Consider the following 15,519-nt stretch of genomic DNA (forward strand, 5'->3'; position numbering starts at 1 on the left):
GGTTTTATCAGGTTCTGTGTTCTGCGGTATGAATCGGGGAACTAGGCACGCTTTAGATTGATTACCGTGCCCTTAGCGCCGGTCTGTAACGCTTCCAGATAGTCCGCCCACGCTTGCATCATTTCCCTGCGCTTCGGTAAACGCTCGGCATAATTGTAAGCAGCGCTTACCTTGTTGCGCTCGGCATGGGCAAGCTGCCTTTCAATAGCCTCATGGGGCCATCCCTGCTCGTGTAGGATCGTCGATGCCATACTCCTGAAGCCGTGCCCTGTCATTTCATTGTTGTTGTAACCAAGGCGCCGTAGAGCGGCGTTGACGGTATTTTCACTCATCGGCCTCGCGGCAGTTCTGACGCCGGGGAAAACATATCGTCCGCTACCCGTTAGCGGGTGGATCGCTTGCAGTATCTCTATTGCTTGCTTTGAAAGGGGCACGATATGCTTGTCCTGCATTTTCATCTTATGGCCGGGTATGCGCCACTCGGCGGCGTCGAGATTGAGTTCGCTCCATTCCGCATGACGCAACTCCCCGGGGGCGGACGAACACAAGCGGTGCAAGCTGTAATGCGCACTGAGTTAAAAACGAACCGAAATAGCCGTTGATCGCCCGGAGCAGCGTAGCAATCTGCTCTGGTTCGGTAACGCTGGCATGGTGCCTCGCCCTCACTGGCGGCAGTGCCCCTCGTAGATCGCCAGATGGGTCGCGCTCTGCTCTTCCTGTGGCTACCGCGTAACGAAATACCTGCCCAGCCAGTTCACGAATGCGATGCGCCAATTCCAATGCGCCCCTGCTTTCCACTCGGCGGATTGTTGCCAGCAAGGTGGGCGCGGCAATGTCCTTGATGGGAAGCGCCCCAAGCCAAGGAAACATATCCTTTTCCAGTGATCTCAATATCCGTTGTGCCGTGGCCGGAGCCCACCCCGGCAGCTTCTTTCCGTGCCATTCCCGTGCCACTGCTTCAAAGCTGTTCGCCGCCGCCGCCTGGTGCCTGGTTTGCTTGTGTATTGCCTTGACCATGGACGGATCGGTATCATGCGCGAGCAGCTTGCGCGCCTCGTCCCTGCGCTCCCGTGCCTTGGCTAAAGTAATGGCCGGGTAGACACCGATTGCAAGCGTCTTGCGCTTACCTACGAAGCGATAATCAAAGCGCCAGTATTTCCCAGCGTTATTGACGAGTAGATATAGGCCGCCGCCATCGGTCAGCTTGTAGGGCTTGTTGCCAGGCTTGGCGTTGCGGACGGCGGGATCGGTAAGAGGCATGACGGTACCTCAAGCTGACGGTATGTCGTATACCGCCAAAGATACCGTCAAGATGAACGGTATGGCAAGACCTTCTTTGATACGCTGTGAGACAAACCTTGCTGCTAGAGCCACTTGTTTATTGGGTTTTAGCTATCTCCTGATACCTGCTGAAACCCTGTTTTGGTGCCGGGAGGGGGAATCGAACCCCCATGACCTCGCGGTCGCGGGATTTTGAGTCCCGTGCGTCTACCAATTCCGCCATCCCGGCAAAGCTTTTCGCGCTTCCTTGCAGGAGGGCGATTATCACTGAAAACTCAAATCGCGGCAACCAGCAGGGCAAGGGAGACTGAGCGAGATTGAGCAAGGCTTAACGGTATAATACGCCGCGATGAAAATCCAGGATTTCGATTTCGACCTGCCACCCGAGCTGATCGCGCAGTTCCCGATTGAGCAGCGTGTCAGCAGCCGCATGCTGCGCCTCGACGGTACGGCGGGCGTGATGCAGGACTCTCAATTTGCCGATCTGCCCGGGTTTGTCCGTGCGGGGGATGTGATGGTGTTCAACGACACGCGCGTCATCAAGGCGCGTCTATATGGCGTCAAAGACACTGGCGGCAGGGTGGAGGTGCTGGTGGAGCGGGTGCTGGATACTCATTGCGCGCTGGCCGTAATGCGCGCCAGTCATCCCTCCAAACCTGGAACGAAGCTGCTACTTGCCGAGTCAATCGAGGTGACGGTTTTGGCATGTGAGGGCGATTTTTATACCTTGCGCTTCGAACACGAGTGCAGTGTCCCCGAATTGCTGGAACGCTACGGTCATTTGCCGCTGCCACCGTATATTTCCCGTTCTGCGGATAAAGGAGACGAAACCCGTTATCAAACCATTTACGCACGGCAGCCGGGCGCGGTCGCGGCGCCCACTGCCGGCCTGCATTTCGATGAAAATATGCTGAATGCTTTGCGGAACATGGGGGTGGTGATTGCGTACGTCACGCTGCACGTAGGGTCGGGGACGTTCCAGCCTGTCCGAGTGGAAGACATTGCCGATCACAAGATGCACCGGGAGATTTTTCATGTGCCGGCGGAAACGGCGGAAGCAATCGGACGCGCCAAAGCGGAGGGAAGGGCGGTAATTGCAGTGGGCACCACCTCCTTGCGCGCTCTGGAAGCGGCAGCGGCCGCCGCGGAGGGGTCGGAAGAGGGCGAGAGCATATTATTGCCCGTCCAGGGCGATACGGATATTTTTATTACCCCGGGCTACCGTTTTCGGGTGGTCGAACATTTGCTGACAAATTTTCACCTGCCGCGCTCGACCTTATTGATGCTCGTGGCCGCGTTTGGCGGGTTGGAAAATATCCGCAGTGCATACAAGCACGCGATCAGCCATCGTTACCGATTCTTTAGTTATGGGGATGCAATGCTGATTGCGAGGGGATCACAGTGAGTCCTTCGTCTCGATTCGACGCATGACTCTGAACGCTATGGCTGTTTGGTGTCTCGCCGGGGCAAGTCAGATGGTTCCCAAACAAGGACCGGATTGACGCACTCGGACACGTCTAGGCATATAACCAAAAAAGTTTTAACTTCGGCACATGACTCAATATGAAATTCGAGCTGCATCGCACTGACGGGCTCGCCCGTCGAGGCACCTTGACGCTGGCGCATGGCACAGTGGAGACACCGGCTTTCATGCCAGTCGGGACCTATGGGGCGGTAAAGACAATGTCGCCTGTGGAGTTGCGTGAGATCAACGCGCACATTGTACTGGGCAACACTTTTCACCTTTGGCTCCGCCCCGGCCTGGAGGTAATCGAGGCGCATGGAGGTCTGCACCGCTTTATGGGCTGGGAGCGGCCGATCCTGACAGATTCCGGTGGTTTCCAGGTATTCAGCCTGGGTGTGCTGCGAAAGATCACGGAGGAGGGGGTCAAGTTCCAATCGCCGGTGAACGGTGATACATGTTTCCTCACGCCGGAGGAGTCGATGCGGATTCAGCGCATACTCAATTCCGACATCGTGATGATATTCGACGAGTGCACGCCCTACCCGGCGGATGAACCGGCGACCAGCAAATCCATGGAGTTGAGTGTGCGCTGGGCGGAACGCTCGCGGCGCGCGCATGACGATGGGCAAAATCCCAATGCATTATTTGGCATCGTGCAGGGCGGCATGTACGAGAAGCTACGCGATCGATCGCTTGCACAATTGCTCGGGATAGGCTTCGATGGCTATGCAATTGGCGGCCTGTCGGTGGGGGAACCCAAGGAAGACATGCAGCGAATTCTCAAACATACCGCGCCGCAACTGCCTTCCGAGAAGCCGCGCTACCTGATGGGTGTGGGTACGCCTGCGGATATTGTAAATGCCGTGGCGCAAGGCGTGGACATGTTCGATTGCGTGCTGCCTACACGCAATGCGCGCAATGGCTGGCTCTTCACGCGCAATGGGATAATCAAGTTGCGCAACGCCCGCTATCGCTTGGACATGTCGCCCCCGGATGAGCGATGCGGCTGCTACACCTGCCGTAACTTCACCCTCGCATATCTTCATCATTTGCAGCGGATCGGCGAAATACTTGGCGCACGTCTCAACACGCTCCACAACCTTTATTATTACCAGCAATTGTTGGGTCAAATTCGCGCAGCAATCGAAAACGGGAAGTTCGAGGAATACGCGCAAGCATTTCAAGCAGACCCTGCGTCATGCTAAAATCCCTTCTTTTTCATTCCCGGAGAATGCCATGTTGATTAGTGAAGCCTATGCACAGGCGGCGGCGCCTGCGCAATCGGCGGGCGCTGATTTGATGAGCCTGCTGCCGCTGATCGCGATATTCACCGTCTTTTACCTGCTGCTGATACGTCCCCAGACCAAGCGCGCCAAGGAACAGAAATTGATGATCGAGGCGCTGCAAAAAGGCGATGAAGTAGTCACAACCGGTGGGCAGTTAGGACGCGTCGTCCGGGTCAGCGGTAGTTACGTCATACTTCAGATTGCCGAAAATGTGCAGGTCCCAACGCTGAAATCGGCCGTTCAGACCCTTCTGCCCAAAGGGACGTTGAGCAGTCTCGAAAAGGAATAACTGACTCCCAGAGGCCCGACGCGAAGGGCGCGAAGTCATTCTTTCCCCCTTCTTTCCACCGTATCCATTCCAATAACATGAACCGCTACCCTCTCTGGAAGTACCTGATCATTGCGGTTTCAATAATCCTCGGGTTGCTCTACACGTTGCCGAATTTTTATGGCGAATCGCCAGCGGTGCAGATTTCCCCGCTGCGCGCCACAGCCAAGGCCGATACCGCGCTTCTGCAGCGGGTAGAGGAGGCCCTGAAGAAGGCCAATCTCCCCGTAAACGGCATGCTTCTCGAGCCGAGCGGGGTCAAAGTGCGTTTTACCGATACTGATACTCAGATCAAAGCCAGGGATATGCTTCAGTCGGTGCTGGGCAACGGTTACATGGTTGCGCTGAATCTGGTCCCCAATTCCCCCCAATGGCTGACCAGCATCGGCGCATTGCCGATGTATCTGGGCCTTGACCTCCGCGGCGGTGTTCATTTCATGCTGCAGGTGGATATGAAGGGCGCATTATCCAAGGCGCTCGACCGCTATAGCGCGGATATCCGCGGCAGCTTGCGGGAGAAGAAAATCCCTTATACCGGGCTGGAAAAGCAGGGCTCGCTGATTATCGTCAAATTTCGCAGCGCCGAATCTCGTGCCCAGGCGGAAGCTGAAATCAAGAAGACTTATACCGACTTGAGCTTGCGCGATCAGAACGTGGAAGCTGAGTTTCACCTGACTGCCACGCTTACGCCAGAAGCACAGAAGCGCATACAGGATTCTGCCGTTCAGCAAAACGTCACTACGCTTCGTAACCGCGTCAATGAGCTGGGAGTGGCTGAACCCATCATTCAGCAAGCCGGCGTCGACCGCGTGGTTGTGCAACTGCCCGGCGTGCAGGACACCGCCAAGGCCAAGGACATCCTCGGTCGCACCGCCACGCTGGAGGTGCGCATGGTGGATGAGGAGCGCGAAGTGGACGCTGCATTGCGCGGTCAAACCCCCTTCGGATCCGAGCTTTACACCGAGCGCGGCGGCGGCCCGATACTGGTGAAAAAACAGGTGGTGCTGACAGGCGATCGGATCAATGACGCCCAGGCAGGTTTCGACAACAATAATCAGCCAGCGGTGCATCTCAATCTGGACAATAATGGCGCCCGAATCTTCCGCCAGCTAACCCACGACAATGTCGGCAAGCGGATGGCGATACTGCTGATCGAGAAAAATCAGGCTGAGGTGATTACCGCGCCGGTTATTCGGGAGGAGATCGGCGGTGGCCGGGTTCAGATCAGCGGGCGCATGACGACCGAAGAAGCCCGGGATGTAGCACTTCTGTTGCGCGCCGGAGCGCTGGCTGCACCCATGGACATCGTTGAGGAGCGCACCGTGGGTCCCAGCCTGGGCGCCGAAAACATTGCCCGGGGCTTCAATTCGACGCTGTATGGTTTTCTCATGATCGCCGTATTCATGAGTATTTATTATCTGGTATTTGGCGTTATTTCAGTGGCGGCGCTGGGGGTCAATCTGTTGTTGCTGGTGGGTCTTCTCTCGATTCTGCAGGCGACGCTGACGCTTCCCGGCATGGCGGCCATTGCCCTCACGATAGGAATGGCAATCGATGCGAATGTGCTGATCAATGAGCGCATCCGCGATGAGCTGAGACAAGGTCTTCCGCCCCAAGCAGCCATCAACTCCGGTTACGAGCGCGCGTGGGGGACCATCCTCGATTCCAACATTACAACATTGATCGCCGGTATCGCTTTATTTGCATTCGGTTCAGGTCCTATTAAGGGATTTGCTGTAGTGCTCTGTTTAGGAATTCTTACGTCGATGTTCAGCGCGGTGATGGTGTCGCGCAGCTTGGTCAATCTGGTATACGGCAACCGCCGCAAGCTCGAGCAGGTAGCCATTGGCCAGGTATGGAAGCCGACGACCACCTCAACAAGTACGAGGACGCCGGCAACTACTGCGAGCACCAAGCGCTAGGGAATGCGTGAGTCTTGTCACCGGCGCAGCCGACTACTTGTTCACGGATTTCAGTTGCGGGATCAAACCGAACAGCGGGGACGTACATCTCTTTGGTAAGTAAAGGTAGGTATGGAATTTTTTAGAATCAAGCACGACATCCCCTTCATGAGCTGGGGGAAATATACCACCACCATATCGTTGGTGACTTTTCTCGTGTCGATATTCTTTCTCGTATCCAAGGGGCTGAATCTAGGCGTGGATTTCACTGGCGGAACCGTAATGGAAGTTGGATATACCCAGCCTGCGGACATCAATAGAATACGGTCCACTCTGGCAAAACTCGGCATGGCCGATGCAAGCGTGCAGAATTTCGGAACATCGCGCGATGTCCTGATACGGCTTCCGGTTAAGCCCGAGATGTCCAGCGCCCGGTTGTCGGAAACGGTAATAGCAGCGCTCCGCCAGGATGACGCCTCCGCGGAAGTACGCCGGGTGGAGTTCGTCGGCCCCCAAGTGGGCAAGGAGCTGGTTGAAAACGGCGCGCTGGCCTTATTGATCGTTTCTCTCGGCATAGTTGCCTATCTCGCCGTGCGCTTCGAATGGAAGTTCGGAGTATCGGGAATCATCGCGAACCTGCACGATGTCGTCATCATTCTCGGATTCTTTGCGTTTTTCCAGTGGGAATTCTCGCTGACGGTGCTTGCGGCAATACTCGCGATTCTCGGTTACTCAGTGAATGAGTCGGTGGTGATATTCGACCGCATACGGGAAAATTTTCGCAAGATGCGCAAGGCCTCGGTGAACCAGGTCATCGACAATGCCATTACCCGCACCATGTCGCGAACCATCATCACCCATGGCAGCACGCAGATGGTTGTAGTCTCCATGCTGCTGTTCGGCGGCGAGGCGCTACATTATTTCGCCCTGGCGCTTACCATCGGTATTCTGTTTGGCATCTACTCCTCGGTATTGGTCGCCAGCCCCATCCTCATCCTTTTGGGTGTCTCCCGTCAGGATATTGTCAAGCCTGAAAAGAAGGAAGAGGTGGAAGCGCTGCCTTGATTGGGCAATTAAGTCACTTGGCGTTGTCTCGTCGAGCTTTTACGGAACTGTTTTGGAACTTATCGCCACATTCATCGACATCATCCTGCATCTGGATAAGCATCTCATCTGGCTGGTTCAGAACTACGGCAGCTGGATTTATCTCATTCTGTTCCTGATTATTTTCTGCGAGACCGGGTTGGTGGTGACCCCATTTTTGCCGGGGGATTCACTGCTGTTCGTGGCGGGCGCCATTGCCGCGACCGGCGCAATGGAGGTTCAATGGCTCGCAGCACTCCTAATGCTGGCGGCCTTCTCCGGGGACAACACGAATTATTGGATCGGGCGCTACTTCGGTCCAAGAATATTTACGCATGCCGACTCGCGCCTGCTGAATCGGGCTCATCTCGAAAAAACACGTCAATTTTACGAAAAGCACGGGGGAAAAACGGTAATTTTTGCCCGTTTCCTACCGATCGTACGCACCTTTGCGCCTTTCGTTGCCGGCATCGGGCGCATGATATATCCGCATTTCGTGGCTTATAGCGCGTTCGGCAGTGTTTTCTGGATCAGTTTCTTCGTATTCGGCGGGTTTTTCTTTGGCAACGTGCCAATCGTCAAAAACAATCTGACCTTTTTCATTTTTGGCATCATCATTATTTCCATTCTTCCAGGGATCATCCAATTTCTGCGCAATTGGCTGGCAAGTCGGGGTCCCAAAATAGAAGACGATAGCCGCGTAACAAACCCGTCAAATAGATCCGAGACGCCCTAGTTGCCCGCCCCGATCGCCAGCGCGCGCTGGCGCGACTGAGCAAGTTTTTCCTCAGAAGGGCGTGGTCGCAGCCACCCTTGCAAATTCTCAAGGGCAATGTCGGCCAGCGCCTCTATCCAGTCGTCACGCTGGTTGAGGCACGGAATATAGTGAAATTCCCGGCCCCCAGCCTGCATGAATATCGTTTTGCCTTCAATTGCGATTTCTTCTAGCGTTTCCAGACAATCGGACACAAAACCGGGGCATATTACGTCTACACGTCCAACATTCTCTTTGCCAAGTTGCTCCAGCGTGGCCGCGGTATAGGGACGCAACCACTCTGCGCGGCCAAACCGTGACTGAAAGCAGATCTGATATTGGCTTGCGTCCAGTTCCAGCGCTTCCGCCAGCAGTCGCCCGGTTTTTTGGCACTCGCAGTGATAGGGATCGCCCTTGTCAAGCGAGGAGCGAGGGATTCCATGAAAGCTCATCACCAGTTTGTCCGGTCTGCCGGCGTTCATCCAGTGATCGCGTACGTTTTGGGCCAGTGACGCAATATAGCCGGGATGATCATGATAATGCTTGATGGTACGTAGTGCGGGCACATTCCGCATTCTGCCTACTTGCGCGAACACCTCATCGAAGGCCGAGGCCGTGCTGCTGGCGGCATACTGCGGATAAAGCGGAAATACGAGAATACGCTCGCAGCCTTGCTCTTTCATCTCCTGCAACGTTGCGCCGATTGAGGGATTGCCGATACTCATGGCGTACTTGATCAACGGTACGGCCCCGATACGTTCCGCCAACTTGGCCCGTAACAACGACATCTGCCGGGCAGTATAAACCTTTAGCGGCGAGCCCTCCGGCATCCAGATCTGCGCATACTTTTCTGCCGATTTTTTCGGCCGCGTATTGAGTATGATGCCGTTCAAAATTGGCCACCATATCCACTGCGGAATTTCGATCACACGCGGATTGCTCAGAAACTGTTTGAGGTACGGCCGTAGCGCTTGAGGCGTAGGCGCATCGGGGGTACCGAGATTAATCAACAGAATGCCTGTCTGGTCAGGCTTCCCGTGTTGGTACGCGGGCTCGGGAGTGATCAAGTTGGTATGATTCCGATGAAAAGATGAATCTGCGTGCTCGGCCTCAGGCGGTCTCAGCAGCAAGCGGTATGTCGGTATCTCGTGCCCCTGATGCCCTTATGCGGTTCTGCTGTTGCGCCTTTGCTTCGGACTGGTAGAGGCGAAGTTAAGGCCGGCTGTAGTACGGAACTTCTAGTCCGCAAGCCCTCGACCGGAAAATCACCGCGTTCAATGTTGCGATAGCGCGCTGGAGAGGAGTCTGGCGGTCGTGTCTACCACCGGAATAATGCGCTCATAGGCCATGCGCGTGGGCCCGACCACCGCCACGGTCCCAACGATCTTGCCATCCACTTCATAGGGCGCCGTAACCACGCTGAACTCGTCCGGCGTCACCACCCCGGATTCGCCGCCGATAAAGATTTGCACACGTTCCGCCTTGCGGCTGAGCTCGAGCAATTGCAGCAACGCGGTTTTGCGTTCGAAAAGATCGAATAGCTTCTTGAGGCTGTTCATATTGCCAGACAGATCCTCCACGTCCAGCAGCTTGCGCTCACCCGCAACCACAACATTTTCACTGTTTTCCCTTATCGCAGCGTCCCCGGCCTCGATAGCCGCAGTCATCAGCGTAGTCATATCATGACGCAACTGTTTCAACTCGCTCTGAAGGCGGCTGCGGATTTCCTCGATGGCGCATCCGGCATAATGCCTATTGATAAAGTTTGCAGCCTCTGTCAGTTCGGATTGGCGGTAAGTCCGATCGGTAAAAAGCACGCGGTTCTGAACGTCCCCTTCAGGAGTAACGATAATTAGCAGAATGCGCTTGTCCGACAAGGTCATGAATTCGATGTAGCGGAATATAGCGCTGCTGCGCTTGGGAGCCACCACCACCCCGGCAAATCGAGTCAACTCCGACAGCAGTTGCGACGCCGAGCTGATCAGCCGAGAGGGGTTATCGGGATGCAACTGGTCTTCGAGCTGATGCATCTCGATAACATCCAGCGGCTTCACGACCAGCAAAGTGTCGACAAAGAAACGGTAACCTTGATGCGTCGGTATGCGGCCAGCCGAAGTATGGGGACTTGCGACAAACCCCATTTCCTCAAGGTCTGCCATTACGTTACGTATGGTGGCCGGACTCAGATCAAGGCCGGAAAATTTGGAAAGCGAACGCGACCCGACTGGCTGACCTTCCCGTATATAACGTTCAACCAGGGTTTTTAACAGTATTTTTGCGCGTTGATTGAGCATATGCACATTCTACACCAGGATTCAACCTTGAGGCTCCCGCACACAAAAAGGCATAGTCTTTGTCAATTAGAAAGAGAAAAAATTCCTTCCGGTCGGACGCCATTGGTGCCCTGTCGGGATACCAGTATGAGACGGCAGGCGCGAATCCTTTGTCACCTTCCTGCCGATATGGTTTAATCTGGGGCAGAAGCGAAAAGCCGTGTTAAATATTGCCGCCAGGCGTTTCAGATCTACCCAGCCATGAACCCCCCATTTAAGACTGTAGCGCTGATCGGCAAGCACAAGAACCCGGATATCGTAGCGCCGTTGTTGCGTTTGAGTGAATATCTGGAAAACCGCAGCCTCGAAGTGCTGCTCGATTCGCTCACTGCCGCCACCATGGCCCAGGAAAAGTACCCCGGGATGTCAATGGAGGAGATCGGCGCCCGCGCGGACCTGGCCATCGTTCTTGGGGGCGACGGCACGATGCTGAATATCGCCCGCAAGCTCGCGCCGTTCGACGTGCCCCTGGTCGGCATCAACCAGGGCAGACTCGGGTTTCTGACTGATCTTTCCATCCATACCATGGTGGAAACGCTCGGCTCCATGCTTGATGGCCTCTATATGCCTGAGCGCCGCATGCTTCTGTACGTCGAGGTCGCTCGCGACAATATCGTCCTGTTCAGCGCGCTGGCGTTGAATGATGTGGCGGTGAATCGCGGGGTTGGCGGCAATATGATAGAGTTCGAGGTGCGTATCAATGGTGAATACGTATACTCGTTGCGCTCTGATGGGCTGATCGTGGCGACACCAACAGGCTCTACCGCCTACGCATTATCCGCCGGGGGCCCCATTCTCCATCCAAGCCTCGATTTAATCGCTCTGGTGCCAGTCAGCCCGCACACGCTCAGCAACCGGCCTATCGTAGTGGGGCCTGACGCCGTGGTGGAGATTCTGATGCATCGTACTGCAGTCGCACGGGTTCACTCCGATAGCCATTCGCACTTCGATTTGCAGGAAAATGATAAGGTCATCGTTCGCCGCGCTCCCCACACCGTAACGCTGCTGCATCCATCCCAACACAGTTATTACCGCATGCTATGCGAAAAGCTTGGCTGGAGCGGTCTCCCCAGAAACGCAACGTGATTTTTTCTTCATGCTAAAGTTTCTCAGCATACGTGATTTCGTTATTGTCGACCGCATGGATCTGGAATTTGTACCAGGTTTTACCGTGCTTACTGGCGAGACGGGCGCCGGGAAATCGATTTTGATCGATGCTCTTTCGCTCGTCCTGGGCGAACGCAGCGATGCCGGGGACGTGCGCGCGGGTTGTGAGCGCGCCGAAATCAGCGCCGAGTTCCACATAAGCGAATTGCCGGAACTGGCCGAATGGCTACGCGAAAATGGATTTGAAAGTGACGGCGACCGTGACGGCGATGGTGAAGGGGACGACGAGGGGTGCTTGCTGCGCCGGTTGATTGATGTCACTGGTCGATCCCGCAGTTTCATCAATGGTCGCCCCGCCACTTTGCAGCAATTGCGCATCGCGGGAGAGCAGTTGGTCGAAATCCAGGGTCAGCATGCGCATCAGTTGCTGATGCGCGCTGAGGCTCAACGTGATCTGCTGGACGCCTTCGCCGGTAGCCGTGAGTTGACGCAGCGCGTGACAGAGGCATTCCGGCACTGGCAAGGATTGCGGCAGCGACGTCTTGCCTGGGAACAGAACGCTGCGACGTTCGCGCAGCAGCGAGAACAATTGGAATGGCAAGCGAACGAGCTGGCCGCGTTGAATTTTTCGTTCGACGAGTGGCAAGCGCTGCAATCGGAGCACGGTCGTCTCGCCAACGCCGCGAGTCTGCTCGAAGCGGCGAATGCCGGACTGGAAGCTTTGTCTGAAGGGGAATTGGCCTGTCTCGCCCAGCTCAACGCGGTGATCTCCCGTCTTGGTCAGCTGGTGAGTTGCGACAGTAACCTCAGGATTGTGCTTGACTTGCTTGAGCCCGCGCAGATCCAGCTACAGGAGGGTGTTTATGAGCTTGGCCGTTATCAGCAGCGCGTAGACCTCGATCCGCAGCGTCTGCAAGAGATCGAGGACCGCCTAGCAGCGGTGCACGCAGCAGCGAGAAAGTACAGGGTGACGCCCAATGAGTTGCCGGAGCTGCTGAAGACCGTTACTGAGCAGCTCGCCGAGCTCGGTCTTCATGGTGACGGCGCGTCGCTCGCCAACGAGGAAGAAAACGCCAGGGGGAAATATTTCGAACTTGCGAATAGTTTAAGCAAGGCGAGAGGCAGCGCAGCCGGCACACTCTCCCAGCAGGTCACTGCGGCGATGCAAACGATGGCAATGGCGGGCGGGGAGTTTTCGGTGGCATTGACGCCGCTCGAACAGGGAAATGCGCACGGCCTTGAACAAGTCGAGTTCCAGGTTTCCGCTCATCAGGGCATGCCGCTGCGGCCGCTGGCAAAAGTCGCCTCGGGCGGAGAGCTGTCACGTATTGGGCTGGCGATTCATGTCATCGCCAGCAAACTGAGTGCCACGCCCACACTCTTATTCGATGAAGTGGACGCAGGCATCGGTGGGCGCGTGGCAGAAATTGTCGGCAGATTGCTGAAGAAGCTGGGCGGGCAGCGGCAGGTCATGTGCATTACCCATCTGCCGCAAGTCGCTGCTGCGGGAGATCATCAATGGCAAGTGGCAAAATCAGCTGATCCGGTCAAAGGCGGAAGGGTGTCGAGCCGTATCAAAGTGCTTGATAAGCAGGAACGGGTTGAGGAAATCGCACGCATGCTCGGCGGGGAAAAAATCACCGAGACTACCCGTAAGCATGCTGCCGAGATGCTGGTGGCCGCCGGGAAAGCAACTGCCTGAGGGGGCTGCCCGGTTTTGTCGTTTTCTTCGATCTTGACGGCTGACCTCACCGAAGTCGAGAAATTTTAGGCGCGGGGTTGGTGTAACGCGGCGGTTCAGGCTTTGCAGTATGAAGGAATCCAGGTGCGCTCGATCATGTGTGCAGGCAGGTCATTAAAATCAAATGCAACGCCATCCTCGATCATTTTGCTAACATCAAACAGCTGTTTGATTTCGGGGATGTCGTTAAAAAACAAGGTATAAAAAGGTTTGACCAGGGCCTTGGAGATTCCTATCCCGATCGGACCGATAAAATTCCTGCGTTGCCCTACGTGTGCCACTTCGTCGATAGTAATTTCCTCCAGCAATTCCTTTAACCGCTGACGTACTTCCGGTTCCTCAGCCAATATCTCATCGAACAGTTTGTTCAGGTGGCAATAAAAAGTCACGCCCATCAGTTCCGTGACAAAAGCGGGGCCATCCTTTATAACCCCCGGGACTTTAGGAAACTGCTCGTAAATCTTTTCCTTGATGGGACCCAAGGGCACCCACTCCACTCGATCCAGCCCGCATGTGCATAACATTTCATTGAACAGGCGTACATGACAAAATTCTTCGGCCAGGTGTACACGGCTGATTTTGTCCTCTACCCGGTATGAATGAGCCATATCGGGGACCACATCCCAGGCACCTTTGATCCCCACCCATTCATGCCGGGCAAACTTGTAGATGCCGGTTAACATTAGCGTCATGCGATCCAGGGAGGTTGGATCATCCTGCATCACAACATAATTTCGATAAAAGGATTCGGGATCGGCAAGCGGTTGGCGCAATCTGACCGGGTTGTTTTGAAAGTGCTGAAGTCTGGCACGTTTTTTTTCCAGGTCCTTGTCATCCTCAAAAAGCTGCCCCCCGTGCTGCTGGGTGAAGTCCCAGTAGTCCTCAAAGTTTTCTTTTCGTTCCTGCTCGGTTGCTGGAGAGAAAATAGAGAGATATTTCGCTGCTGAAGGCATCATCGGGCTCCAGTTATTTGACGTAGTAGACCCCCCTGGCTCCCCCTGAAGATAGGTGGGAATCAGAATGAGGGGGCACAAAAAAAGAGATATACCTGCACCAAGGGTCAGGAAGCAGTGCTGCTCAAAAATCTCGGCAGCGCGATGCAGGCGGGAAACCTGAGCTTAGCTGGGTTGATGATGCCGATCAATAAGCCGAAAAGCTTATTCCGCCAGTGCAAGGAACTCCGCGCGCTGAGCAGCATTCGTCTTTAAGTCGCCAAGCATCGCCGAAGTTACCGTCTCCTCGCCTGCCACCGCGATCCCGCGCGATTCCATACACATGTGACGGCAACGGATAATCACGCCAACGGCCTTGGGTTGCAAATGCTCGATCAAAGATTGCGCAATCTGTTGCGTCAGCCGTTCCTGGACCTGCAAGCGCGCGGCAAAACAGTTGACGAGTCGCGTCAACTTCGACAATCCGACAATGTGGCCGCTCGGAAGATACCCAACGGTTGCGTGGCCAAAGAAGGGAGCGAGATGGTGCTCGCAATGCGAATAAACGGGTATTTGCCTGACCACTATCAATTCATCGTAGCTTTCGCCACCATCGGCAAATGTCTTGAGGATAGCGGCCGGATCCTGCTTGTAACCGCGGGTCCAGTGGGCCCAAGCGCGTGACACCCGGCCGGGGGTTTCATGCAGGCCTTGACGCGACGGGTCTTCTCCGATTGAACGCAGCAGTCGCTGCCAATCGGCGATGCCGAATTCTGAATCTTTTGGATTATTCATGGCTTCTGTACCTGTGTTCGAGGAGGCAATAACAAATGCGTCGAGTATCGAACGAGTTCTGAGGAACCCCTGAATAAGCCCATCATGGGCCGCAACGCTACAAACCAGACCAGGCAGTCATGGGTTACTTCATGATAGCACACAACGTAATTGACCAACTATTCAGTATGTGTTTTAGCGGATATACTCCAGTCCGGATAAACGCTGATTCGATACGCCACCACCGCATGAAAATTGCTACCTGGAACGTAAATTCCCTTAAAGTTCGCCTTCCCCAAGTCCTCGATTGGCTGGCTTCAAACCAGCCAGATGTACTATGCCTGCAAGAAACCAAGCTGCAAGACGAAAACTTCCCTATTAATGATATTGCAGCGGCCGGGTACCTGTCAACGCCGGTTTAAAACTGACCCACTTTTTAGTTATTTGGCCGGAATAAAACTGACCCACCCGGACATTTAATTTTACTAAGCCTTGACCTTTACATGCCCGGCTTTGCGTTTATCCTTGAGCCGG

14 protein-coding genes, 1 tRNA gene and 1 pseudogene are annotated in these 15,519 nt (G+C 55.1%); 9 read left to right on the forward strand and 7 right to left on the reverse strand.

What is annotated here, in order from left to right; all coding sequences use genetic code 11:
- Positions 1 to 41 precede the first annotated feature (41 nt).
- From BM022_RS16325 to BM022_RS02340, 3 genes are all read right to left on the reverse strand, one after another.
- A complete protein-coding gene (locus BM022_RS16325) occupies positions 42 to 524 on the reverse strand; it encodes a tyrosine-type recombinase/integrase (RefSeq protein WP_371264280.1) in 483 nt (160 codons plus the stop codon).
- Positions 460 to 1,260 (reverse strand): tyrosine-type recombinase/integrase, encoded by an 801-nt coding sequence (locus BM022_RS02335; protein WP_371264282.1) that lies wholly within the window; start codon positions 1,258 to 1,260, stop codon positions 460 to 462. The genes BM022_RS16325 and BM022_RS02335 overlap by 65 nt, the downstream gene beginning before the upstream one ends.
- 163 nt (positions 1,261 to 1,423) lie before the next feature.
- Positions 1,424 to 1,510, reverse strand: a tRNA-Leu gene (locus tag BM022_RS02340).
- Between the two features lie 120 nt (positions 1,511 to 1,630).
- Here BM022_RS02340 and queA point away from each other — a divergent pair.
- From queA to BM022_RS02370, 6 genes are all read left to right on the forward strand, one after another.
- Entirely contained in the window at positions 1,631 to 2,686 is a 1,056-nt protein-coding gene (gene queA / locus BM022_RS02345) for a tRNA preQ1(34) S-adenosylmethionine ribosyltransferase-isomerase QueA (protein WP_091136515.1), read from the forward strand.
- A gap of 158 nt (positions 2,687 to 2,844) precedes the next feature.
- Complete coding sequence (gene tgt, locus BM022_RS02350; RefSeq protein ID WP_091136517.1) at positions 2,845 to 3,951, forward strand: tRNA guanosine(34) transglycosylase Tgt; 1,107 nt, start codon at positions 2,845 to 2,847, stop codon at positions 3,949 to 3,951.
- A 31-nt stretch (positions 3,952 to 3,982) separates the two neighbouring features.
- A complete protein-coding gene (yajC, locus tag BM022_RS02355; RefSeq protein ID WP_091136520.1) occupies positions 3,983 to 4,321 on the forward strand; it encodes a preprotein translocase subunit YajC in 339 nt (112 codons plus the stop codon).
- Positions 4,322 to 4,398: 77 nt separating this feature from the next.
- Complete coding sequence (gene secD, locus BM022_RS02360; protein ID WP_091136523.1) at positions 4,399 to 6,282, forward strand: protein translocase subunit SecD; 1,884 nt, start codon at positions 4,399 to 4,401, stop codon at positions 6,280 to 6,282.
- A 111-nt stretch (positions 6,283 to 6,393) separates the two neighbouring features.
- Positions 6,394 to 7,326, forward strand: a complete 933-nt coding sequence (secF, locus tag BM022_RS02365) for a protein translocase subunit SecF (protein ID WP_091136525.1) — start codon at positions 6,394 to 6,396, stop codon at positions 7,324 to 7,326.
- A gap of 52 nt (positions 7,327 to 7,378) precedes the next feature.
- On the forward strand, positions 7,379 to 8,080 hold the full coding sequence (locus BM022_RS02370) for a DedA family protein (protein ID WP_256208844.1): 702 nt from the start codon (positions 7,379 to 7,381) through the stop codon (positions 8,078 to 8,080).
- Here BM022_RS02370 and hemH read toward each other — a convergent pair.
- Complete coding sequence (gene hemH / locus BM022_RS02375) at positions 8,077 to 9,165, reverse strand: ferrochelatase (RefSeq protein ID WP_371264284.1); 1,089 nt, start codon at positions 9,163 to 9,165, stop codon at positions 8,077 to 8,079. The two genes, BM022_RS02370 and hemH, sit on opposite strands and share 4 nt — an antisense overlap.
- Positions 9,166 to 9,372: 207 nt before the next feature.
- Entirely contained in the window at positions 9,373 to 10,392 is a 1,020-nt protein-coding gene (hrcA, locus tag BM022_RS02380; RefSeq protein ID WP_091136527.1) for a heat-inducible transcriptional repressor HrcA, read from the reverse strand.
- Positions 10,393 to 10,632: 240 nt separating this feature from the next.
- Here hrcA and BM022_RS02385 point away from each other — a divergent pair, with 240 nt between their 5' ends.
- Complete coding sequence (locus BM022_RS02385) at positions 10,633 to 11,517, forward strand: NAD kinase (protein WP_091136529.1); 885 nt, start codon at positions 10,633 to 10,635, stop codon at positions 11,515 to 11,517.
- Positions 11,518 to 11,527: 10 nt separating this feature from the next.
- Positions 11,528 to 13,240 (forward strand): DNA repair protein RecN, encoded by a 1,713-nt coding sequence (gene recN / locus BM022_RS02390; RefSeq protein WP_091136531.1) that lies wholly within the window; start codon positions 11,528 to 11,530, stop codon positions 13,238 to 13,240.
- Positions 13,241 to 13,335: 95 nt separating this feature from the next.
- On the opposite strand, the gene BM022_RS02395 is transcribed toward recN, so the two are convergent.
- Positions 13,336 to 14,235 carry a hypothetical protein gene (locus tag BM022_RS02395; RefSeq protein WP_256208846.1) on the reverse strand — a complete coding sequence of 300 codons (900 nt, stop codon included), beginning with the start codon at positions 14,233 to 14,235 and terminating at the stop codon, positions 13,336 to 13,338.
- 201 nt (positions 14,236 to 14,436) lie between these two features.
- A complete protein-coding gene (gene folE, locus BM022_RS02400; RefSeq protein WP_091136535.1) occupies positions 14,437 to 15,006 on the reverse strand; it encodes a GTP cyclohydrolase I FolE in 570 nt (189 codons plus the stop codon).
- Between the two features lie 227 nt (positions 15,007 to 15,233).
- Between folE and BM022_RS02405 the strand changes: the two are divergent.
- Positions 15,234 to 15,389: pseudogene (locus tag BM022_RS02405) on the forward strand (endonuclease/exonuclease/phosphatase family protein); the annotation flags it as partial.
- Positions 15,390 to 15,519 lie beyond the last annotated feature (130 nt).

Source organism: Nitrosospira sp. Nsp14 (assembly GCF_900113575.1).
Lineage (GTDB): Bacteria > Pseudomonadota > Gammaproteobacteria > Burkholderiales > Nitrosomonadaceae > Nitrosospira.